At 67.1% G+C, this 21,808-nt stretch carries 16 protein-coding genes and 7 pseudogenes; 11 read left to right on the forward strand and 12 right to left on the reverse strand.

Going from position 1 to position 21,808, the window contains the following annotated elements; translation table 11 throughout:
• Nucleotides 1-60: 60 nt before the first annotated feature.
• Nucleotides 61-1,299 (reverse strand): digeranylgeranylglycerophospholipid reductase, encoded by a 1,239-nt coding sequence (locus tag SY89_RS07095; protein WP_054583682.1) that lies wholly within the window; start codon nt 1,297-1,299, stop codon nt 61-63.
• Between the two features lie 226 nt (nt 1,300-1,525).
• On the opposite strand from SY89_RS07095, the pseudogene SY89_RS19560 reads away from it, so the two are divergent.
• A pseudogene (locus tag SY89_RS19560) lies at nt 1,526-2,906 on the forward strand (MATE family efflux transporter).
• Nucleotides 2,907-2,915: 9 nt separating this feature from the next.
• Here SY89_RS19560 and SY89_RS07105 read toward each other — a convergent pair.
• The 3 genes and pseudogenes from SY89_RS07105 to SY89_RS07115 all read right to left on the reverse strand — a co-directional run bounded on the left by SY89_RS07105 (nt 2,916) and on the right by SY89_RS07115 (nt 6,971).
• A complete protein-coding gene (locus tag SY89_RS07105) occupies nt 2,916-4,259 on the reverse strand; it encodes a S8 family serine peptidase (protein WP_054583683.1) in 1,344 nt (447 codons plus the stop codon).
• Nucleotides 4,260-4,363: 104 nt separating this feature from the next.
• Nucleotides 4,364-5,224, reverse strand: coding sequence for a 2-oxoacid:ferredoxin oxidoreductase subunit beta (locus SY89_RS07110; RefSeq protein ID WP_054583684.1), 861 nt, complete (start codon nt 5,222-5,224; stop codon nt 4,364-4,366).
• Nucleotides 5,221-6,971, reverse strand: a pseudogene (locus SY89_RS07115) (2-oxoacid:acceptor oxidoreductase subunit alpha). Before SY89_RS07115 ends, SY89_RS07110 begins: the two are co-directional and overlap by 4 nt.
• Nucleotides 6,972-7,130: 159 nt before the next feature.
• Between SY89_RS07115 and SY89_RS07120 the strand changes: the two are divergent.
• The 3 genes and pseudogenes from SY89_RS07120 to SY89_RS19045 all read left to right on the forward strand — a co-directional run bounded on the left by SY89_RS07120 (nt 7,131) and on the right by SY89_RS19045 (nt 8,525).
• Nucleotides 7,131-7,772 (forward strand): FAD-dependent oxidoreductase, encoded by a 642-nt coding sequence (locus SY89_RS07120; RefSeq protein ID WP_054583685.1) that lies wholly within the window; start codon nt 7,131-7,133, stop codon nt 7,770-7,772.
• A gap of 284 nt (nt 7,773-8,056) precedes the next feature.
• A pseudogene (locus SY89_RS19040) lies at nt 8,057-8,128 on the forward strand (plastocyanin/azurin family copper-binding protein); the annotation flags it as partial.
• A 100-nt stretch (nt 8,129-8,228) separates the two neighbouring features.
• On the forward strand, nt 8,229-8,525 hold the full coding sequence (locus SY89_RS19045; RefSeq protein ID WP_054583686.1) for a plastocyanin/azurin family copper-binding protein: 297 nt from the start codon (nt 8,229-8,231) through the stop codon (nt 8,523-8,525).
• A 1-nt stretch (nt 8,526) separates the two neighbouring features.
• On the opposite strand, the gene SY89_RS07130 is transcribed toward SY89_RS19045, so the two are convergent.
• Entirely contained in the window at nt 8,527-9,582 is a 1,056-nt protein-coding gene (locus tag SY89_RS07130; protein WP_054583687.1) for a glycosyltransferase, read from the reverse strand.
• A 112-nt stretch (nt 9,583-9,694) separates the two neighbouring features.
• Here SY89_RS07130 and SY89_RS17165 point away from each other — a divergent pair, with 112 nt between their 5' ends.
• Complete coding sequence (locus SY89_RS17165) at nt 9,695-9,838, forward strand: hypothetical protein (protein WP_189319125.1); 144 nt, start codon at nt 9,695-9,697, stop codon at nt 9,836-9,838.
• A 192-nt stretch (nt 9,839-10,030) separates the two neighbouring features.
• On the opposite strand, the gene SY89_RS07135 is transcribed toward SY89_RS17165, so the two are convergent.
• Nucleotides 10,031-10,294 carry an MTH865 family protein gene (locus SY89_RS07135; protein WP_054583688.1) on the reverse strand — a complete coding sequence of 88 codons (264 nt, stop codon included), beginning with the start codon at nt 10,292-10,294 and terminating at the stop codon, nt 10,031-10,033.
• 140 nt (nt 10,295-10,434) lie between these two features.
• Here SY89_RS07135 and SY89_RS07140 point away from each other — a divergent pair.
• A pseudogene (locus tag SY89_RS07140) lies at nt 10,435-11,480 on the forward strand (M42 family metallopeptidase).
• Between the two features lie 242 nt (nt 11,481-11,722).
• A complete protein-coding gene (locus tag SY89_RS07145) occupies nt 11,723-11,860 on the forward strand; it encodes a DUF7560 family zinc ribbon protein (RefSeq protein ID WP_054583689.1) in 138 nt (45 codons plus the stop codon).
• Here the strand turns inward: SY89_RS07145 and SY89_RS07150 are convergent, their stop codons facing one another.
• The 3 genes and pseudogenes from SY89_RS07150 to SY89_RS19825 all read right to left on the reverse strand — a co-directional run.
• Entirely contained in the window at nt 11,861-12,316 is a 456-nt protein-coding gene (locus tag SY89_RS07150) for a pyridoxamine 5'-phosphate oxidase family protein (protein WP_054583690.1), read from the reverse strand.
• Nucleotides 12,317-12,390: 74 nt separating this feature from the next.
• Nucleotides 12,391-12,840 carry a helix-turn-helix domain-containing protein gene (locus tag SY89_RS18220; RefSeq protein WP_239685535.1) on the reverse strand — a complete coding sequence of 150 codons (450 nt, stop codon included), beginning with the start codon at nt 12,838-12,840 and terminating at the stop codon, nt 12,391-12,393.
• 131 nt (nt 12,841-12,971) lie between these two features.
• Nucleotides 12,972-13,094 (reverse strand): annotated as a pseudogene (locus SY89_RS19825) (helix-turn-helix domain-containing protein); the annotation flags it as partial.
• A 130-nt stretch (nt 13,095-13,224) separates the two neighbouring features.
• On the opposite strand from SY89_RS19825, the gene SY89_RS07160 reads away from it, so the two are divergent.
• From SY89_RS07160 to SY89_RS07175, 4 genes and pseudogenes are all read left to right on the forward strand, one after another.
• A complete protein-coding gene (locus SY89_RS07160; RefSeq protein WP_080506627.1) occupies nt 13,225-13,590 on the forward strand; it encodes a winged helix-turn-helix domain-containing protein in 366 nt (121 codons plus the stop codon).
• A gap of 107 nt (nt 13,591-13,697) precedes the next feature.
• Nucleotides 13,698-15,398, forward strand: coding sequence for an acyl-CoA mutase large subunit family protein (locus SY89_RS07165; RefSeq protein WP_054583691.1), 1,701 nt, complete (start codon nt 13,698-13,700; stop codon nt 15,396-15,398).
• A gap of 74 nt (nt 15,399-15,472) precedes the next feature.
• Nucleotides 15,473-17,461, forward strand: a complete 1,989-nt coding sequence (gene acs / locus SY89_RS07170) for an acetate--CoA ligase (protein ID WP_054583692.1) — start codon at nt 15,473-15,475, stop codon at nt 17,459-17,461.
• A gap of 89 nt (nt 17,462-17,550) precedes the next feature.
• Nucleotides 17,551-18,453, forward strand: a pseudogene (locus SY89_RS07175) (NAD(P)/FAD-dependent oxidoreductase).
• Here SY89_RS07175 and SY89_RS07180 read toward each other — a convergent pair.
• The 3 genes and pseudogenes from SY89_RS07180 to SY89_RS07190 all read right to left on the reverse strand — a co-directional run bounded on the left by SY89_RS07180 (nt 18,444) and on the right by SY89_RS07190 (nt 21,796).
• Nucleotides 18,444-19,791 (reverse strand): annotated as a pseudogene (locus SY89_RS07180) (MFS transporter). The pseudogenes SY89_RS07175 and SY89_RS07180 overlap by 10 nt on opposite strands.
• A gap of 39 nt (nt 19,792-19,830) precedes the next feature.
• Nucleotides 19,831-20,832, reverse strand: a complete 1,002-nt coding sequence (locus SY89_RS07185; protein WP_054583693.1) for a YeiH family protein — start codon at nt 20,830-20,832, stop codon at nt 19,831-19,833.
• A gap of 190 nt (nt 20,833-21,022) precedes the next feature.
• Nucleotides 21,023-21,796, reverse strand: a complete 774-nt coding sequence (locus SY89_RS07190) for a GNAT family N-acetyltransferase (RefSeq protein WP_054583694.1) — start codon at nt 21,794-21,796, stop codon at nt 21,023-21,025.
• Nucleotides 21,797-21,808: the final 12 nt, after the last annotated feature.

Below are 21,808 nucleotides of genomic sequence, written 5' to 3' on the forward strand. Positions count from 1 at the left end.
CAGACACCGTCGCCGACCCGGGTGTCGTGTTCGCGTGGGACGCCCAAGCCGGAACGGGGGTTATCGCGAGTCGGAGAAGCGCTCGCGGGCGAACTTCGCGAGCAGCGGCACGTCGCTCAGGCGGAGGAGATTGCGCATCGCGCCGAGGTTGCCGGCGTTGACCTTCGCCAGCGTCTCCTCCTCGGTCTCGTTCAGGTCGGCCATCAGCTTGTCGTAGCGGGAGTTGGGCGCGAGATAGAGTAGTTCGGTCATCAGCAGGCGCTCGCGCATCCGCGGCGCGACCTCGCTGTGCCAGAGCTTGTTGTACACCGCCATCGCCGACGCCGAGGTGTCCGGCTCCTCGGGGGTGAGACAACGGTCGGCCGTCGTCGCCGCGGCGCGCCCGGACTGCATCCCCTTGTGGATCCCCTCGCCCCAGAGCGGATCGATGGTGGGGACGGTGTCGCCGATCGCCATGAAGTTGTCCGTGCTCAGGTCGCCCGGCGTCTGGATGTGGGCCGAGCCGCGGTGGACTTTCCCCTCCAGTCGCTCGGCGTTCTCGAAGCGCGGGTCGGTGTCGAGCCAGTACTGGAGGTAGTCGTCGATGCTCATCCCCTCCTTGCCGTGCTGACGGTGGCTGTCGTTCTGGATGTAGCACAGCCCAACCTTCGCCTGATCGTCGCCGGTGTGGAAGATCCACGAGTAGCCGCCGGGCGCGAGGTCGTGGTCGAGCCGCAGCATCATCGAGTCCGTCAGGTCGGCGAACTCGGGGTGGTCGATCTCGATCCCCTCCATCTCGTACTCCACGCCGATGGCCTGCTTCTTCCGTTCGAGATCGCTGACGCCCAACTCTTTCGCCAGCGGCGCCGCGGGCCCGGTCGCGTCGACGATGATGTCGGCGTACACCTCCTCGTCGCCGTTGTAGCGCACGCCGACGGGTTTGCCGTCGTCCATGATCGGGCGGGCGACGCGGGCGTCGAACCACACTTCCGCGCCCTTCTTGCGGGCGTCGGCGACGAGCCACTGCTTGAACTCGGCGAACTCCAGGACCGCCCCCGGCTGGTTCTGGACGTAGTGGTGGTTCGGCGACTCGAGCACTACGTCGTCGGTGTAGTTCATCACCACGTCGTCTGGGACGCCGAAGGCGGCCATCATCGACGGGAACGTGCCGGCGGTCGACTTGTTGCTCTGACGCGGGAACCCGTCCTCCGACTCCATCTCGAGGAGGACGACTTCGTAGCCTCGCTGGGCGAGGTCACGGGCACACTGTGCACCCGCCGGCCCCGCCCCCGCGATGACCACGTCGAAGCGCTCGGACATGCACAGGAGAAGCGGCGTGTGGGTAATGAGTGTTGCTAACTCCGGAGTGCGAGTCAGTGGCTCACTCGGCGTGTTTTCCTCGCTCTGCCCCGGTCGGAAACGGCCTTCAGCCCCAGCTTGGCGACGGTCGGATCGCGGGCCAAACGCCGGCGCCACCGCGCGGAAACACCCGTAGTCTTGCTCCCATCCGTGTATTGTTACCCCGCTCGCCCGTTGACCGACACCGATGGAGCTGTTCGGCCGGCAGGTCGGCGGGGTCTGGCGACGTGCGGCGAGCCTCGGCTGGCCCGTCGCCGTCCAGCAGACGTTCACGACGCTGATGCGGACCGTCGACATCATCGTCACCGGGCTGTTCTCCCCGGCCGCCGTCGCCGCCGTCGGGCTGGCCGACCTCTACGCACAGCTCCCGCTTCGGGTTGGGCTCGGACTGGGCGCTGGCGCGATCACGCTCTCGAGTCAGGACACCGGCCGTGACGCCGAGGTGAGCCGAGACCGCGCGATCACGCTCGCGCTCGGACTCGGTGCGCTCTGTGGCGTGCCGTTGGTCGCCGCCGGCCTGCTGTTCGGGGGCCACTCATCGCGCTGTTGGGAGCCGAACCCGACGTCGTGCGGCTGGGCGGGCTCTATCTCACGCTCGTCTTCGGCGTCGCGCCGATGCGCATCGTCGGCCTCGTCGGCGCACGGGCGCTGCAGGGGGCGGGCGATACCCGAACGCCGATGCTGCTCAACGGTAGTGTCAACCTCCTGAACGCGCTGCTCACCGTCAGCCTCGGCCTCGGCCTCGGCCCGTTCCCCAGACTGGCCATCGTCGGTGTCGGCCTCGCGACGGCGATCAGCCGGACGATCGAGGCGGGGGTGGTGATCCTCGCGATCTGGACGCCGCGTGTCCCGCTCTCGCTCGACCCGACGTGGGACCCGACGATCGCCAAACAGGTGGTCTCGGTCAGCCTCCCGACGTTCGCGGAGGGATGAGCAGCTCGCTCGCCAACTTCCCGTTCAACTCGCTCATCCTGCTGTTCGGGACGGAAGCGAACGCGGCCTACCACATCGCCCGCCGGGTGTACCAGCAGTTGGCGGGGCCGTTCTACCGCTCGGCGAGCACGGTGACGAGCATCATCGTCGGCCAGACGCTGGGCGACGGCGCGGCGCGCGACGCCCACGACAACGCCGTCGCAGTGGTGGCGCTCGCGTTCGGCCTGCTGACGGCGGCGGGCGTGGTGATGTTCCTCGGCGCCGAGCGCCTCGTCGCGCTGTTCACGGACGACCCCACGACGCGTCGCCACGCCGTCGCGTTCACGCGCGTGTACGCCGTCTCGATGCCGCTGTTCGGGCTGTTCTTCCCCTTCTCGGGGGCGTTGCGGGGCGCCGGCGACACCCGGACGCCGTTCTACGCCCGGTTGGTCGGCGCGTTCGTGTTCATGCTCGGCGGCTCTTACCTGCTCGCGGTGCCGCTCGACTACGGGCTGGTGGGCGTCTACGCGGGGATGGTGCTCTCCTACGCCTGCATGGCGGCGATCGTCGTCGTGGGGTTCTATCGCGGGGGCTGGGCGGCGACGGCGGCGTCGATGATCGCGGAACGAGAAGAGAGCGAGAGCGTCGACGACTGACCTGTGCAGCTAGAGTGCGTCGAGGACGTTCAGGTAGCCGCTGCCGTAGTACTCCTTCCCGTACTCGTCGGGCACGTCGGCAGCGTCCTCGAGCGCCGAGCGGACCTCGTTGGCGTTGTAGTCGGGATTGTTACTCTTGACCAGCGCGGCGGCGCCGGCGACGTTCGGGGCAGCCATCGAGGTGCCGGCTTTCCAGCCGTAGCCGGGAGCGGTCTGGACTTCGCCGTCTTCGACGGATTCGATTTCCGTTACCGTGCTGAACACGAGGTCGTAGGCGTAGGCGGGGACGCCGCCGACTGGGTCCGTCAGGGTTGGATCGAAGTTGCCACCCGGCGCCGCGAGGTCGACAGCGTTGGTCCCGTAGTTGGTGTAGCGGGCCGGCGTCTCCGCCGGTTCGTTTACCGAGCCACCGAGGAGTTCGTTGGCGAACCCGATGGGGCCCGTTGCGGCGACGGACATGACGCCAGCGGCCTCGTTGGGGAGGCTGATCAGGCCGCCGTCGTGTTGGAGATCCGTGGCGTCGTTGCCGGCGGAAGCCACGACCAGCGTCCCCTCCTTCTCCGCGTAGTTCATCGTCTTGTTCAGGACGCCACCGTAGAAGCTCCCGTTGCCCTGCCGGGGGATCGGGTAGGCGCCCAACGAGAGGTTCGCGACGTCGCATTCCTTCTGTACCGCCTCCACAACTGCGGCGACGATGCTTCCGAACGACCCGCTAGTGCCGCCGAATTCCGAGAACACGCGGAAGTCGAGCAGGTCCGTCTCCGGAGCGGTGCCGGCGACGCCGGCCGGGCTCTCGATGGCCGCGGCGGCGATGCCCGCGACGTGGGTGCCGTGGTCGCCGCCGCCGGGGACGCCGGCACCGAGGCCGTCACCGGTGAAGTCCTTCGAGTCTTCGACGTTCACGTCCAGGTCGGGGTGGCTGGCGTCGACGCCGCTATCGATGATGGCGAGCCGGGTGCCTTCGCCCTTGGTCGTCTCGTGGGCTGTGGGCACATCGAGGTCCTGCTTGTCCCACTGGTAGGCGTAAAACGCGTCGTCGAGTGCGTCACTGTCCTGCGGTTCGGTCTCCGCCACCGGGTCACCGACTTGGAGTTCGATGTCCGGTTCGAACGACTTCACCGCCTTGTCCCGCTTGAGCTGCTCCTCGCTGCCCCGCACGACCGCGTAGCCGATCTCCGGCAGGTCGTAGAGCAGTTCGGCTCCGATCGACTTCTTGCCGCGGCGCTTCACGATGAACCGCTCCGTCGACTCCGCGGCGACGACGCCGCCGAACGCCGAGAGCCCCAGGGCCGCACCGGTGAGTTTCGCGAACTGTCGCCGACCGACTGGTGTTCCTGTCGTATCGTCAGTCATTGTGGGTTGCTCACACGACGTGAGTCACCAATTACCAATCTACGCGGGAGGTAAAAACTACTGAAACGTGAAAGAACGCAAAAACCGTGGAAACCGGCTGGGCCTCAGTAGAACTCGCGGACGAGGTCCGTCGCGTTCTCGGGAGCGCCGTCCGGGATGTCGGTCATGTCCTCGGTGACGCCGTGAGCCTCGTGGTACGGCACGGAGTCCTCGTTCTGGTAGAGGATCCCCTGATACTCGTTGCCGTCCATGATGCGGTCGGTGGCCGCGTCCCTGTCGGAGGGGTCGTGGTCGGTCTCCGCCAGGTCGGTGAGGTTGTCGCGGAAGTAGTCGTACGTGTCCGTGTCGTTGAACGTGACACACGGCGAGAACACGTTGACGAAGCCGAACCCGTCGTGTTCGATTGCCTCCTGGACCAGCTCCGCGTGGCGCTGGGAGTCCGACGCGAACGACTGGGCGATGAACGTCCCGCCAGCCGAGAGCGCGAGCGCGAGGGGGTTGACCGGCGGCTGCTTCGGCCCGTCGGGCGTCGTCGACGTCTCGAAGTCCTCGCGCGAGGTCGGCGAGGCCTGCCCCTTGGTGAGGCCGTAGATGCGGTTGTCCATCACGACGTAGCTCATGTCGACGTTCCGGCGCACCGCGTGGATGAAGTGGCCCGAACCGATCGAGTAGCCGTCGCCGTCGCCGCCCGCGACCATCACTTCGAGGTCGGGGTTGGCCATCTTCACGCCCGTGCCCACGGGCAGCGCGCGGCCGTGGACGCCGTGGAGCGCGTAGCTGTGCATGTACGTGCCGATCTTGCCCGAACAGCCGATGCCGGCGACGACGAACGTGTTGTCGGGGTCGTTGCCCGTGTTCGCCAGCGCCTTCATCATGCCGTTCATCGTCCCGAAGTCACCGCAGCCGGGACACCAGGTGGGCTGCTTGTCAGATTTGAAGTCGATGAATCGAGTCTCGCTGCTCATTGGAGCACCTCCGTGATCTCTTCGGCGAGCTCGTCCGCTTTGAACCCGACGCCGTTGTACTTGTTCACCCGGTCCACGCGCTCGAGCGTGTCGTGCTCCAGCACGTCCGCGAACTGCCCCGTTGCGTTACACTCGACGACGACGACCTGCTCCGCCTCCTCGACCGCGTCGGTCAGGTCCGGGCGCGGGAACAGGTACGGCACCGACAGGAACTGGAAGTCGGGGCGTCCTCGTCCATCAGGTCCATCGCCTCGACGATGGTCCCCTCGTTGGACCCCCACGAGACGACGAGGTTGTCCGAATCGGGGTTCCCGAACTCTCGGGGGCTCCAGTCCTCCCGCTCTTTTGCGGTCTCAACCTTCCGCTGGCGCTTCTGGACCTGCTCGACGCGGATCTCGGTGTCCTCGGTCCGTCGGCCGAGCTCGTTGTGCTCGAGGCCGGTGGACATGTGCGCGCCGTCGGTCGTCCCCGGCAGCGCGCGCGGGCTGATGCCGTCCTCGGTGGCGGCGTGGGCCCGGAAGCGACCCTCGTCGTCGAGCCACTCGTCGATCTCGTCCTCGTCGACGATCTTCCCGCGGTCGATCTCGACGTCGTCCATGTCGAACGCTTCCGGCGGGAACGTCTGCTCGGTGACCGCCATCTCGAGATCGGCGATCAGGTACACTGGCGTCTGGTACTTCTCGGCGAGGTTGAACGCCTCGACGGTCTTCCAGAACGCCTCCGAGATCGTCGTCGGCGCGACGACGAACCGCGGGATCTCGCCGTGGCCACCGAACAGCGCCATGTTGAGGTCGCCCTGCTCCTGCTTGGTCGGCATCCCCGTCGAGGGGCCCGAGCGCATCACGTCACAGATGACCAGCGGCGTCTCGCTCTGGGCCACGAGGCCGAACGTCTCGGCCATCAGGTCGATCCCGGGGCCGGAAGTCGCGGTCATCGACCGCGCACCCGCGCGGGCCGCACCCAGCGCCATGTTGATCGCCGAGAGCTCGTCCTCGGCCTGCACGACGTGGCCGCCGTAGCGCTCCAGTCGCCCGGTCAGGTACTCCATCACGTCGGTCGCAGGGGTGATGGGGTAGCCCGAGTAGAAGCGACAGCCGGCGGCGAGCGCGCCCATACCGATGGCTTCGTCTCCGTTGATGAGGACGTAGTCCTCGTCGGTGGTCTCGAGCTCGTACTCGAACTCGGTGCTCTCGGCCTCGTAGTTCTCCGCGACGAACTCGGCGCCGAGTTCGGCCGCCGTTTTGTTGTTCTCGACGATCGACTGGCCCTTGTCGCTGAAGCGTTTCTCCAGCGAGGAGCCCAGGTGCTCGATCGGGAAGTCCGTGACCTCACACGCGGCGCCGAGGGCGACGATGTTGCGCATGATGGCGCCGCCGGCCTCCTCGGCCAGCGACTTGAGCGGCACGTCCATCCCGACCATCCCGTCGGGGATCTCGAGATCGGCCATCGACGTTCGCTCGCCGTCGTAGATGATCACCGACCCCTCGTGGAGCTCGTCGATGTTCTCATCGACGGTGCGCTGGGTCAGCGCGATCAGGACGTCGAGGCGATCGACGGTACTCTCGACCTGATCGATCGACGTTCGTACTTTGTACGCCGTGTACCCGCCGCGGATACGGGAGGCGAAATCTTTCGACGTGAACACGTGTCGACCGGCCCGGGAGAGTGCTCTCGCGAATATCTTCCCGGTCGAGTCGATGCCATCGCCGGCCTCACCGCCGATGGCCCAGTTGAAGTCCGCAGGCATGCTGGGGGAACTACCCCCGGCGCCCGCAAAAGCCTTCTGAAGCGCTGGGTCAAACGGTCAGTTACGACCGGCGAAAACCGGCAAAAGGTGACCGTACGTGTCGATTGTCGCCTCGTCGGAAGGGAAGCGGCTTTCCCCGCCGAGGTGGAACCTCGCGGCATGGACGCCACTGTCGTCGACCGCGAGTCGGTCGGCCCCGACACGTTCACGCTGACGTTCGAGACGCCGGCGGGGTTCGAGGGGCTCGCCGGCCAGTTCGTTCGACTCTCCGCGGAGATCGACGGCGAGAGCTACGCGCGGTTCTACACGCTCTCCTCGCCCGACACCGAGGACACCTTCGAGATCACCGTCGAAGTCGGCGAGGAGGGCGGCCCGTTCAGCGACTACCTCGCGGAGCTCTCGGCCGGCGACGAGGTCGCCGTCGCCGGACCGTACGGCGACGAGTACTACGACGGCGAGACGCGCGCGGTCGTGCTCGCGGGCGGGCCGGGCGTGGGCGCCGCCGTCGCGATCTCCGAGGCCGCGATCGCCAACGACGCCGAAGCCGCCGTCGTCTACCAGTACGACGGCGAGCCGGCACACACGGACCGACTCGACGCGCTCGTCGACGCGGGCGCCGACGTGACCATGCTCGATGCGGGCGACGACGCGTTCGCTGGCGCGGTCGAGGACGCACTGACGACCGCGGCGGGCGAAGGCGTGTTCGTCTACGGCTTCGCGGCGTTCGTGGAGACGGCGACCGACGCCATCGAAGCCGCCGGCGGCGACCCGGACGGGGCAAACGTCGAATCGTTCGGGTAGCTCGGGGTCGGGACCGAACCAAAGTATTCACTATCGGGCGTCTACAACCCCGGTGTATGGATAACGAGGACGCCCTTTCTCGCCGCTCGTTCCTCCGAGCAGGCACCGTCGGCGCCGCGACGGCGGCAGCAGCCGGGACCGCGACGGCACAGGAGGGGACCGAAACGGCAACCCCAACCGGCACGTCCAACGGCACGGCCACCGGGACGTCGACGGGTAACGAGACCGCGACCGGAACGAGCACCGGTGGCGGCGGCGGTGGCGGCACGACCCACACCGTCGACATGACCGACGACCTGATCTTCGATCCCGATGAGATCACGGTCGCAGTCGGCGACACGATCGTCTGGGAGAACGTCGGCTCGGTCGGCCACAGCGTGACCGCCTACGAGGACAACATCCCGGACGGCGCCGAGTTCTGGGCGTCGGGCGGGTTCGACAACGAACAGGCCGCGCGTGACAGCTACCCGAGCAGGGGACGTCCCGGGCGGGGAGAGCTACCAGCACACGTTCGAGACCCTCGGCACGCACGAGTACTTCTGTATCCCCCACGAGAGCGTGGGGATGGTCGCGTCGGTCGAGGTCGTCGAGGAACTCGAAGAGACCGAGGCCGCCGGCGGCGGCGGCCCCGCGGTGCCCGACAGTGCGAAGACCCTCGGCGTCGGCGCCGCGTTCGCGATGGTCGCGACGCTGCTGATCGCCTTTTTCTTCCTGAAGTACGGCGGCGACAACCCCGGCCACGAGGCCGAGTAGGCTACAGCAGGCCGACGCCGCCGAGGCTCTCGTAGCAGTCCAGATACGTGTCGAGCACGGCGTCGTGATCGAACTGTCCGAAGGCGTCGTTGTACTCGCGACGCGGCACGTTTCCGGCCTCGGTGATCACGTCGGCCAGCCCCTCGGGGCTCGTCACGCGTCGCCCACGGTCGACTCCCTCGACGAGTTCGTGTGCGCTGGAGTCGGCCTGGTACTCGACGACGCCGAGACAGCCACACGCCAGCGCTCGGAGCAGTTCGGTCGCGAACACCTCAGTGGACGCTGTCTGGGCGAACACGTGTGCGCCCTTGTAGATACTGACGCGCTCGCGCTCGGAGAGCGAGCCGGTGAACGTGATCCGGTCGTCGATCCGGAGGTCACGCGCGGCGGCCTCGATCGACTCGCGCTCGGGGCCGTCGCCGATTATCGCCGCAGACCAGTCCCGTCGGCGCCGCTCGGCGAGGGCGAGTAACAGCGTACTGACGTTCGCGTGCTCGTCCAGCCGCCGGGCGTACACCACGTCGAACCGGTCGTCGGTCGGCGCCTCACGGATCAGGTCCACGTCGATGCTCTCCGGGACGATCCGGACCGAGCCGTCGTCGGCGCCGTGTTCGCGGACGCGCGTCCGAACCAGTTCGGAGGGGGTCGTCACCAGATCCGCCCCCGAGGCGACGCGGGACTCGCTCCCGGGATCGCTCGGTCCGTCACCGAACCAGTCGACCAGGACGGGCGTCCGGAGCATCGTCCCGACTTTCTCGGCGACGGCGACGTGCCGTGGCGGGCCGTGGACAGCGTGAACCACGTCGGGGCCGGTGCGCCACAACGCCGCCGGGAGCTTCGCGGCGAAGGCGCCGGCTGCGGGCTTGCTGGTCACCCGGCGGTACTCGATCCCCTCGTGTTCGAACGTCGGGACGGCCTCGCCGCCCCACCACTGCGCGCAGAGATACGTCACGTCGTGGCCTCGATCCGCCAGCATGCGCGCGGTTCGCTGCGCTCGCTCCAGCCCCCGCCGATCGACGTGGTGGGCGGTCTCCATGGAGACGAACGCGACGTGCACGCCGAGTGGTTGCTTCCCGGGGGTAAAAACTGCCCCGACTCAGTTCGCGAGGGGTCCCCTTGTAGCGGCTAGTCACCGGTAGCTAAGTAAGGGGGACCCGATAGTACGGGTAATGGCAAACACGACTTCGAACACCGACGGCGCCAACGGCACCACGGCGGAAGAGAAGTACTACGCCAACCGCCTCCTGCTCATCACCCTGCTGTGGCTCGTGCTGGTGCTGGGCGCCGGCGTAGTGATGATCTACTTCCTGTAACAATCAGCCGTTGCCGGCGCACGGAGGCGCCGGCGGGTGTTCGCGGCGTTGAGTACAACACGACGACGGCAGAGTGTTCGAAGTCGAGACACGGAGGTCTCGACGGAACTTGGCGGTCCCGGTTACGACACGACCGCGGCGGAGTAACAGTTGCCGGCGCACGGAGGCGCCGGCGGGTGTTCGCCGCGTCGGTTACAGCATCCCCTGCGCTTCCAGCCCCGCCATCACGTCGTCGACGAGCGACTCGACGTCCTCGTAGGGGAACTCCTGTTCGCCACCGAGCTTCGCGGCCAGCTCCATCGCCGTGAACGACACGTCGCCGGCCTCGAACTTCGTGCTCGGCCCCTGGGGGAGCGCAGGCACGAGATCCATCTGGCTGTCGACCGGGAAGTCGGCGCCCTCGAAGGCGTCGGTGAGCTGTGCACGGAGTTCGGTTTCGGTTTCTTCGTCGGCCATACACCCCAATGCCGCCGAAGGCCGGATAAGCGTTTCCGAAACGTGGGAGAACGTCTCGTCCGTTCCCGACCCCTGGCGAGAAAACCCGCGTGGCTAGCCGGAACCGCCCGGTTTTAGGTCGCTGGGTCGGAGTTTCCGCCATGGCGTTCGAGTTCGACTTCGACCTGCTGCGAGAGTTGACCGAGACCAGCGGCGTCCCCGGGTACGAGGACCGCGTGCGCGAACTCGCGCGCGACGAACTGGCGGCGAACACCGACCACGTCCGCACCGACGCCATGGGGAACGTCGTGGGGACGATCGAGGGCGATTCGGACTACTCCGTCGCCGTCGCCGCCCACATGGACGAGATCGGCTTCATGGTCAAACACATCGACGACGACGGCTTCCTCAAACTCGACGCGCTCGGGGGCTGGGACGCCCGCGTGCTTCGCGCCCAGCGCGTGACTGTTCACGGCGAGGAGGACATCACCGGCGTGTTCGGCTCGGTCCCGCCGCACACGCTCGACGATGCAGAGAGCGGCGAGGAGGAGGTCGGCGACCGCGTCGTCGATCTCGGCCGCGACGCCGAGGAAGTCGAGGAACTGGTGAGCGTCGGCGACGTGGTCACGATGAACCAGTCGACGATCGAGATGGGCGATTCAGTCACGGGGAAGGCGCTCGACGACCGCGTCTGTCTGTTCGCGATGCTCGAAGCGGCCCGTGAGATCGAGGACCCCGACGTGACGATCCACTTCTGTGCGACCGTCCAGGAGGAGGTCGGCATCCGCGGCGCGACCGCACTCGGCGTCGACGTGGCCCCGACCTCGCGATCGCGCTCGACGTGACCGTCGCGAGCGACATCCCGGGCGTCAGCGAGGAGGACCACGTCACCGCGCTGGGCGACGGGACGGCGATCAAACTGAAAGACAGTTCGGTCATCACGACTCCGAAAGTTCACAAGCGCCTCCGTTCGGTCGCCGAAGATGCGGGAATCGAGCACCAACTGGAGGTACTCCCCGCCGGCGGCACCGACACCGCCGGGTTCCAGAACACCAACGGCGCGATCCCCGTGGGCGCGATCTCGATCCCGACGCGCTATCTCCACACGGTGACCGAGACGGCCAACGGCGACGACATCCGCGCCACGATCGATCTCCTGGCCGCGTTCCTCGAGAGTGAGGACGGCGAGCACGACTACTCGCTGTAACCGACTGCGGCAGGAGCCCTGTTCCAGCCTCCGTGCTGGAACGCCGAAACTGTTGCCGGAGTCGTGTGTAACACCAGCGGCACGAGACTTGTTCCAGCCGCCGAGGTGGACGCTTCCGCACGCGCTTTGGCGCCGACGGACCGCGGTTCCTACTGGGTGGGATTTTCCGACACCCACTCCTAAGAGGAAACCCCTTTCCTAGGCAGGGTCGAACCAGTACCAACTCGACCGAGAGAAAACTGATGAAGGAGTACGAGTACGTCTGTCAGGAATGCGGACAGCAGATCGAGGTCAACGGACCGATGCGTGAGGCCATCCTCGAAAACGGCTGTCCGGTCTGCTCTGCGTCCGCGCAGTCCGCCCACTTTTCGGGCCAGTAATCAGGCGTCGCGATCGACTTCCGTTCGCCGACCCGTCAGGTTCGTCGTCTCGAACTCGTACAGTCGGATGTCGAGGTCGTCTTTGGGCTCGCCCCAGATCTCGAACAGCGGTCGTTTTGCCTCGCCGTACTGCTCGATCTGGTCGACGGAGAGCTCGTTCGGATCGATCTCGGTGAGCGTTCCCTCGGCGACGACGCTCCGGTACACTTCCTCGCCCTCGTCGCCGTAGACGACGAAGCGAGCTGTCGCACTGGTGTCCAGAAACCGGCGTTTCTCGCTCTCTGGCGTCGACACTAATCGGAAGAAGAACGAACCTGTCTCAGCACCGTAACCGTACGAGACCGGCGCCGCGTACGGGTCGTCGCCCTCCGCGAGCGAAAGCACTCCCGTCTCGTTCTCGCCGAGAAACGCGTCCGTCTCCTCACGCGTCATCTCGGTCTCTCGGGCGAGTGGCATCCTTACACCGACTCAACGGAGCGTCCGGTTAATCCATTACGATTGGCGTAGCTGAGCCGGTCGCCCCGGCGCCGCTAGCAATCGTCGAACACGTCGCCGAACAGCTTGCGCTGGGCGGCGGTGAGATGTTCGGCGAACGTCGACTGGGAGATACCCAGTTGCTCGGCGAGTTCGGTGGCGTTGGCGGCTCTGGGGCGCTCGAAGTAGCCTTCGCGGTACGCGGTCCGGAGAACCTCCTGCTGCCGGTCCGTGAGCTTCCCACAGTTGACGAACCGCCGATCCTCGGGGGTTCCGGACAACGGCGGCTGCAGGAGCTGCTGTACGTCCATCGAGGGGAAGCGGTCACGCAGCGCGGCGGTCACCTCCTGGAGCTGCTCGAACGTCTCGGCGTGGAAGACGACGGTGAGCTCTCCCTCGCTAACGAGGTAGCGGTGGACCGGACAGTCGAACTGACCCAGACACGTACACGGACAGTCGTCGGCGTGCTCGACCCGGTACACGTCGGCGCTGCCGTAGGAGAACACCGGCTCGGCGTTCGCGACCGGTTCGGACAGCGCCTGGTCTGCAGACGGGTTCGCAGTGGCGTCCCCCCGGTCTCAGCTGTATCCGATTCGCCCGCCGGTGAAACGTCGACGAGAAACTCCGTCACGGGCGTCCCGGTTTTCGAGACGCTCGTGGCGACGCTGTCGATCTCCTTGTCGGCCGCCGCCGAGAACTCGGCGACTGAACAGCCTGCCGGGCAATCGAACGTCACGGTGGCCCGGATACCGGTGCTCATCTCTGTCAGTTTCGTATCGTACTCGGACCCTCTTGAGTGCGGTGGTCGTCGCGACCTGCGTCGTTAGCTTATAAACCTCCCACGATATCGGTGCCCCACGCTTGTGGGGAAGCAGGTCCCAGAGTAGGGTATGAGCTACGCCGTATCCGCCTCACAGAATCAGCGCCCAGGGAGCGACGCTGAGGAAGTCGTTCGATCCGAAAGCGAGATCACCGATCTGCTCGCCGCGCTCGACGATCCCGACTGCCGATCGGTGCTCGAGGTCACCGGCGACGAACCGCTGTCGGCGAAAGATATCGTCGACCGCTGTGACATCCCGTCGTCGACGGCCTACCGAAAGATCGAGCGACTGGTCGACCTCGGCCTGCTGGAAGAGGGCATCCGGATCCGGAGCTCCGGCAAACACGCGAGCGAGTACCGCCGCTGTATCGACGGCGTCGAGCTCTCCATCGGCGACGACGGAACCGAACTCCGCGTGGTCGGCTGCGATCAGTAACGCTATCGGTTTCGTATCGCGGTTAGTAGTTTATTCACTTCCTCCATCGGCGCCGTTGCCTCCCGGTACCCGAACCCTTCATAATCGTTCCGGCGAAACTCTGGACTATGTACGACGAGGAGGATCTCGCGGAGATACGCGAATCCCGTGAAGAGTGGGACGCAGAAACGCTCGACCCGACCCTCGACGCTTACGGTGAGCGCAAGGATCGGTTCGCGACGGTCTCGAACCTCGAGGTCGATCGACTGTACGACCCGACCGACGTGGCGGACCTGGATTACGAGGAGGATCTGGGCAACCCCGGCGAGTTCCCGTTCACGCGTGGGCCGTACCCCACGATGTACCGCGGGCGAACGTGGACCATGCGCCAGTTCGCCGGCTTCGGCTCCGCCGAAGACACGAACGAGCGGTTCCACTACCTGATCGAGGAGGGGCAGACCGGCCTTTCGACGGCGTTCGACATGCCCTCGCTCATGGGGATCGACTCCGACGACCCCATGGCGCTCGGGGAGGTGGGGAAGGAGGGCGTCGCCGTGGACACGTTGCGGGACATGGAGATCCTGTTCGACGGGATCGACATCGGCGAGGTGTCCACGTCGTTCACGATCAACCCCTCGGCCCCGGTGATCTACGCGATGTACCTCGCCCTGGCCGACCAGCAGGACGTTCCCCGTGAGAAGGTCCGTGGTACCCTCCAGAACGACATGCTGAAGGAGTTCATCGCGCAGAAGGAGTGGGTGATTCCCCCCGAGCCGTCGCTCGATATCGTCACCGACACGATCGAGTTCGCGGCCGCGGAGACGCCGAAGTTCAGCCCGGTGTCCATCTCCGGCTACCACATCCGCGAGGCGGGCTCGACGGCCGTCCAGGAGCTCGCCTTCACCCTGGCCGACGGGTTCGCGTACGTCGAGGACTGCCTCGACCGCGGCATGGAGGTCGACGAGTTCGCGCCCCAGCTCAGCTTCTTCTTCAACTCTCACAACTCCATCTTCGAGGAGGTGGCGAAGTTCCGCGCCGCGCGGCGCATCTACGCCCGTGTGATGGACGAGTGGTACGACGCCGAGGCCGACCAGTCCAAACAACTGAAGTTCCACACCCAGACAGCTGGGCAGTCACTGACAGCCCAGCAGCCCCTGAACAACATCGTCCGCGTGACGATCCAGGCGCTTGCGGGCGTCTTCGGCGGGACCCAGAGCCTTCACACCAACTCCTACGACGAGGCGCTTGCCCTGCCGAGCGAGGAGGCGGTCCGGGTCGCCCTTCGGACCCAGCAGATCATCGCCGAGGAGTCCGGCGCCGCCGACAGCGTCGACCCGCTCGCGGGCTCGTTCATGGTCGAGAGCCTCACCGACGAAGTGGAGGAGGAGGCCATGGAGTACATCGAGACGATCAAGGAGATGGGCGACGGCTCGGTCCGTGACGGCGTCCTGAAAGGGATCGACGAGGGCTTCTTCCACCGCGAGATTCAGGAGTCCTCCTACGAGTACCAGGAGCGCGTCGAGGACGAGGAGGAGGTCGTCGTCGGCGTCAACAAGTACGTCTCCGAGGAGGACACCTCGCCGGAGGTGCTCAAAGTCGACGAGGAAGTCGCCGAGCACCAGCGTGAGCGACTCGCCAACGTGAAAGAGGAGCGCGACGACGACGCCGTCGAGGCGGCGCTCGAGGACCTCCAGGACGCGGTCGACAACGACGAGAACGTGATGCCGTACATCATCACCGCCGTCAAGGCGTACGCGACGATGGGCGAGATCATGGACGTGTTCGAGGCCGAGTACGGCGAGTACCGCGAGAAGATCGGGCTCGCCTGATCGGCCAGTATTCACCCGGTTTTCCGCCGCCGGAGGTGGGTTTATGTCCGCGCCGACACACAGTAGTTGTGACTATGTCGGACGATGACACAGAACTCGAAGCGCGGCTCGAAGCACAGGACAGCTTCGAGCCACCGGAATCGTTCGTCGAGCAGGCAAACGTCTCCGATCCCGGAATCTACGAGCAGTTCGACGAGAACTGGCCCGAGTGCTGGGATGGAGCGGCGGACCTCCTCGACTGGGAGACCGAGTACGACCAGACGTTCGACGGCTCGAACCCGCCGTTTTTCGAATGGTTCACCGGCGGCGAACTCAACGCCTCGGCCAACTGTGTCGACCGCCACCTCGAGGACCGCGGCGACGAGGTAGCCATCGAGTGGGTCGGCGAGCCCACCGACGAGGCGAACCGAACGTACACCTACGAACAGCTTCATCGCGAGGTGAACGAGGCCGCCGCGGCGCTGCGGGAGATGGGTGTCGGCGAGGACGACGTCGTCACGATGTACATGCCGATGATCCCGGAGCTCGCGATCGCCATGCTCGCCTGCGCCCGCATCGGCGCGCCCCACTCCGTCGTCTTCGCCGGATTCTCCGCGGACGCGCTCGCGACGCGGATGAACGCCGCGGACTCGGAGTACCTGCTCACCTGCGACGGCTACTACCGCCGGGGCGACCCGCTCGACCACCTCACGAAGGCCAACGAGGGGCTCGATGGCGTCGAACACGACACCGAGACGCTGGTCGTCAATCGACTGCCGGAGGCGGACTCGTTCGATCACGACCTCGACGACTCGCAGACGCTCTGGGCCGACGCCGTCTACGCCCAGAAGGGCGCCGAGGTCGAACCGGTCGCCCGGGACGCCGAGGACATGCTGTTCCTCATGTACACCTCCGGCACCACGGGCCAGCCGAAGGGGGTCAAACACACGACCGGCGGCTATCTCTCCTGGGCGGCGTGGACCTCCCACGCCGTACTGGACATCAAGCCCGAGGACACGTACTTCTGCTCGGCGGACATCGGCTGGATCACCGGCCACTCCTACATCGTCTACGGCCCGCTCGCGCTCGGGACGACGACGATGATGTACGAGGGGACGCCGGATTATCCGGAGCGCGATCGCCTCTGGGAGATCGTCGAGGAGTACGAGGCGACACAGCTCTACACCGCGCCCACCGCGATCCGGGCGTTCATGAAGTGGGGAACGGAGTACCCCGATGCCCACGACCTCTCGAGCCTGCGGCTGCTGGGGACGGTCGGCGAGCCGATCAATCCGCGAGCCTGGAAGTGGTACTACAAGCACATCGGCGACGAGTCCTGTCCGGTCGTCGACACCTGGTGGCAGACCGAGACTGGCGGGATGATGGTCACCACGCTCCCGGGCGTCAAAGAGATGAAGCCGGGGTCGGCGGGCCCGGCGCTCCCGGGCGTTGACGCCGAGATCCTCGACACGACCGGCGAGAAAGTTGATGCTGGACGCGCGGGCTATCTCACGATCCAGAAGCCGTGGCCCGGAATGCTCCGAACGCTGTACCAGAACGACGAGCGATTCGTCAACGAGTACTGGCGGGAGTATTCGGACACCGACAGCGACGACTGGCGGGACTGGACGTACTTCCCCGAAGACGGGGCGAAGATCGACGAGGACGGCTACATCACGGTGCTCGGCCGCGTCGACGACGTGCTCAACGTTTCGGGTCACCGGCTCGGGACGATGGAGATCGAGTCGGCGATCGTCGGCGTCGATGGCGTCGCCGAAGCCGCGGTCGTCGGCGGTGACCACGAGATGAAGGGTGAGGCCGTCTACGCCTACGTCATCACCGAGGACGGCTACGACGAGACCGAGGCGCTCCGCGACGCCATCGTCGCCGGCGTCGAGGACGCCATCGGCCCGATCGCCCGCCCCGAGCAGGTGATCTTCACGCCCGAACTCCCCAAAACCCGCTCCGGCAAGATCATGCGCCGGCTGCTCGAGGACATCGCGAACGGCGAAGAACTCGGCGACACCTCGACACTCCGTAACCCCGACGTGGTCGCGTCGATTCAGGAGCAAGTCGGCGAGTAAACCGTATCGCGCAATACGGAATCCTCTGCTAACCGAATTTTCCGCCGGAAACCAGAACCGCTTTACATGTTTAGGCTGGCCTAATTCGTATGCCCACCGAGTCCGAGGAGCCAGCGTTCGACCACGAGGTCGTGATCGTCGGTGGGGGCCCCGCCGGCTGTTCGGCGGGCGTGTTCACTGCACGCGCCGGCCTCGACACCGTCGTCTTCGACCGTGGTCGGTCCTCGATCCAGCGGTGTGCCCACATCGAGAACTACCTCGGCTTCCCGTCGGGCATCGACATCGGGACGTTCTACGACCTGATGCACGACCACGTCGAGGAGGCAGGCTGTACGCTCGTCCCCGATCTCGTGGAATCGGTCGAGCACGCCGCCGACACCGCGGGGTTCGTCGTTCGACCCCAGTCCGGAGAGCCAGTGACGGCCCGGCGTGTGATCGCCGCCACGCGCTATGACGCCGGCGAGTATCTCCGTGGGCTCGACGACGACGACGCGATGTTCGTGACCCGGGAGTACGAGGGGAGACCCGAAAGCACCTCGACAAGGAGTACGCCGAGGAGGACGGCTCGACGCCCGTCGACGGCCTGTTCGTCGCGTCCCCCACGCCGCGACCAGCGCGCAGGCGATCGCGGCCGCTGGCCGCGGCGCCAGGGTCGGCGTCACCGTCGTCGAGGCAGCACGCCGCGCCCGGGGTACCCAGACAACGTCGCAGCGTACTACGACTGGCGGCGCCGTGAGCGCGACCGCACCGGCGAGTGGGAAGATCGCGACCGCTGGCGGGAGTTCTACGAGGGACGCTTCCCGGACGACCACGACCTCTCGGCGGAGCGGGTCGCCGAGATCCGCGAGCGGGAGATCGACCGCCGGCTCGACCAGTACATCACCGACGAGGCGGCCGAGCGACGGGCGAGGGCGGGCCAGCGCCGGCTCCTGAGGCACATCGACGACGACCTCGTGCTCGAAGCGGCCCGCGAGCTCGAGGGCTACCGATAGGCGTCGAACTCCGTCCCCGGAGGAGGAAGTAGCCCGTCCCGGCGACGCCGATGGCGGCGGCGATGGTGAACGCGAGCTCCGGACTCACGAAGTCCCAGAGATAGCCGCCGAGGGCCGCGCTCGGGATGACGACGGTGTTCCGAACGAGATAGTACGTGCCCGTTACGCGCCCGCCGGCGCCCCGTTCGGCCGGGCCGACGATGAGCGCCTTGTGCGCGGGTAGCCCTGCGAACCGCAGCCCCGAGAACGCGAACAGCAGCACCATCGCCCACTGGAGCGACAGCGCTGGCGCGAGCAGGTCCGGACCGTAGATCAGCACGATCGGGAACGTCCCGTAGACGAGAAAGCCCAGGGCGACGATCGGCTTGAGCCCGACGCGCTCAGCGAGTTTCGCGGCCGGCGCCATCGTCGCCAGCGCGACCAGCATCTCGACGCCCAGCAGGTAGCCGAAGAAGGCTGCCGGGGAGAGGTCGACCGTGTAGGCGGCACCCGCCAGCCCGACGGTGGCGTCGAACCCGACTTCGTAGAACTGCGTGACCACCAGCACGAAGAACACGTACACCATCCCGTTGGCGAACCGGACGAGCGTGTCGCCGACGAGCAGCGGCCGGAGTTCGCCCGGCATCTCCCGGAGGTCGGCGCGGACCTGTTCGAGGCCCGCAAACGAACTCCCCATGCTGTCACCACTGGCGTCGTAGAGGACGTGCTGGACGACCGTCCCGACGGCGCCGAAGACGACGGCCACGGCGAGCACGTACTGGAAGCTCACCGTGAACTGGGGGTGGAGCCCGATCAACAGCGCCGCGAGCACCGGGCCGGCGAAGAAGGCGGTCCGGCGGAACGTCTCCGTGCTCGCGAACCCGGCGGCGAGCTTCGACGGCTCGGTCGCCTGCTTCACGACGGCGAAGGTGGCGCCGAGGCCGAACGACTTCCAGGCCTGGGCGAACAGCAGGCCGACGAAGATCCAGAGCCAGGGCTGGATCGTGACGCCGGCGACTTCGAACGTGCCGACGCTGGGTGCGAGCAACCAGATGCCGAACCCGAGCGTCGAGAGCAGACCGAACAGGGTGAGCGCGTACCGCGAGCCGAGGCGGTCCGAGACAGCGCCGCCGGGGTACGGGTACACCGCCGAGATGACGTTACCGACGGTGCCGTACAGGCCGATGACGAACCCCGAAGCCCCGAGTGCGGCCATGTACTCGGGAGGTAGCGACTGGTCATCTGGAAGCCGAGGCTGAACGCGAACATCGCCAACGAGAGCACCAGCACGTCCCGCTCCAGCGCGAAGAACTGCCTGAACTGATCACGGACCGTCGGGTCGTCCTCGCCTGTGGCCATCGAGTCGCCGTTGTACCGACGCCGAGGAATAGCTGCTGCTTAGAACACCGTCTGGACCACCGCGAGCCCCGCCGTGGCCACCGTCAGTAGCGCGACGAGCACGACGAGTACCGGCCGGAACCCCGTCTCCCGGAGCTCGGCGACACGGATCTCCAAGCCCAGGCCGGCGAACGCCACCAGGAACAGCCAGTCCGCCGCGTTCGCGAGCGAGTCGATGTTGCCGGCGTCGAGCAGGCCGAGATTGGCGACCGCGACGACGGCGACGAAGCCGACGACGAACTTCGGGAACGGGGTCCAGAGCTGGGCCAGCGTACCGCGGTCGGCGTTCGGCCCACCCCCGCGGTGGCGTGCGTAGATCGCCGCGTAGGCGACGGCGACGACGCCGATGGCGGCGTTGCGCGTCAGCTTCACCAGCACCGCCCACTCGCCGGCGGTTTTCGAGACCGCGAAGCCGGCGGCGGCCACAGGGCCGGTGCTGAACATCGTGAGGCCGGCCCAGACCCCGAACACGCGATCCGGGAGGCCAATCCCGGCGGCCACGGCGGGGTAGGCGACCAGCGTCAGCGCGTCGAACAGCAGGATCGTGGTCGCGGCGTAGGCAACCGCCGTCTCGTCGGCGTCGATGCTCTCGGCGACGGCGACGACCGCGGAGACGCCACAGATCCCGGATCCCGCAGCGAGCAGCGACGCCGTTTCCCCCTCGATCCGGAACGCGACCCTGGCCAGCGCCTCGACGAGCAGGATCGTCGCCGCCACGATCCCGCCGACGAGCAGCAGGACCCGCGGCCCCGCCGCCACCACGCGATCGAGCGCGACGCTCGCACCCGTGACCACGATCCCGGTTTTGAGCCAGAGCTTGTGCGTGCCAACACCCGCACGGGCGAGCCCGGGGATGCCGGCCGTGTTCCCTACGGCGGCGCCGAGCAAGATCGCCACGACCAGATGGTTTAGCGGGAAGACGGCCCCCAGAAGGCGGGCGACGAGGCCGAGCCCGAGCAGCAGCGCGAGTCCGGGAAGGAGCGGTCGGGACACGGTCACCACGGGATTGGAAGCCCGAGCCGGACGGCAGCAACGAGCAGGAGCCCCAGCAGGACGGCCTGCCAGCCCTCGCCGAGATCCATCCAGCGGCGCGCCAGGTCGTCGGCGTCGATCACTGTTCCAGGGGATGTGGGAGAGGTAGATACGGTTTGTGTCTGCGGCCGGAGCCGCCGGATGGACACGCGCTCGCCGGTCACCCGCCGTAGACGGCGTCCCAGCGCATCGCCCGCCGGCGGTTCCCGCAGTCGTCACAGACGAACTCGTCCATGGTGCCGACGTTCACGTCGAGGCTGCCACAGACGCTGCAGTACCAGCCGTAGTGTTCCGTTCGCTCCTCGTCGAGGTAGGTCGGGTGGAACGGCCCCTCGGAGCCGCGTTCGCTCTCGTCGTAGGCGATCACCACCGTCTCCCCGTCGCCGGTCTGTCGGCGCTCGGTCCGATCGTCGGACGCTGCCGGGCCACGGTCGCCGACGAGGGTCACCTCGGCGACTCGGTCGCCCGCGAGGCGCACGTGTCGCGTGTGTGCGGGATCGTACCCGTACTGTTCGTAGAACGCGACGCCCGCCTCGTTCGCCTCGATCACGCGGGCCTCGATCCGTTCGGCGCCGGCGTCGTGCAGTGCGGACTCGATCCGGTCGAGCAACTGATCGGCGGTCCCCTCGCTCCGCCGGTCTGGCCGGACGTGGAGCCACTCGATCTGGCCGACACGGGGCGAGTCGCCGGCGACGAACGCCTGGACGAAGCCGACGATCTCGCCGTCGTCCTCGGCGACGATCACGATCGTGTGGTCGTCGGCGAGCTCCTCGGCGATCGTGCCCGGCGAGGACTCCTCCGTTCCGTACCACGATTCGACCGCCATCTGACGGCTCTCGCTGTCGAGCACGTCGTCGTAGGAGGCGGCGAGCGAGCGGTTCGCCACGTCCCTGATGCCGGGGATATCGGTCTCACGTGCGGCTCGCAGGTGCATACCGACCTGTTC

Origin of the sequence: Halolamina pelagica (assembly GCF_001307315.1) — an archaeon.
In the GTDB taxonomy this organism is placed as follows: domain Archaea; phylum Halobacteriota; class Halobacteria; order Halobacteriales; family Haloferacaceae; genus Halolamina; species Halolamina pelagica_B.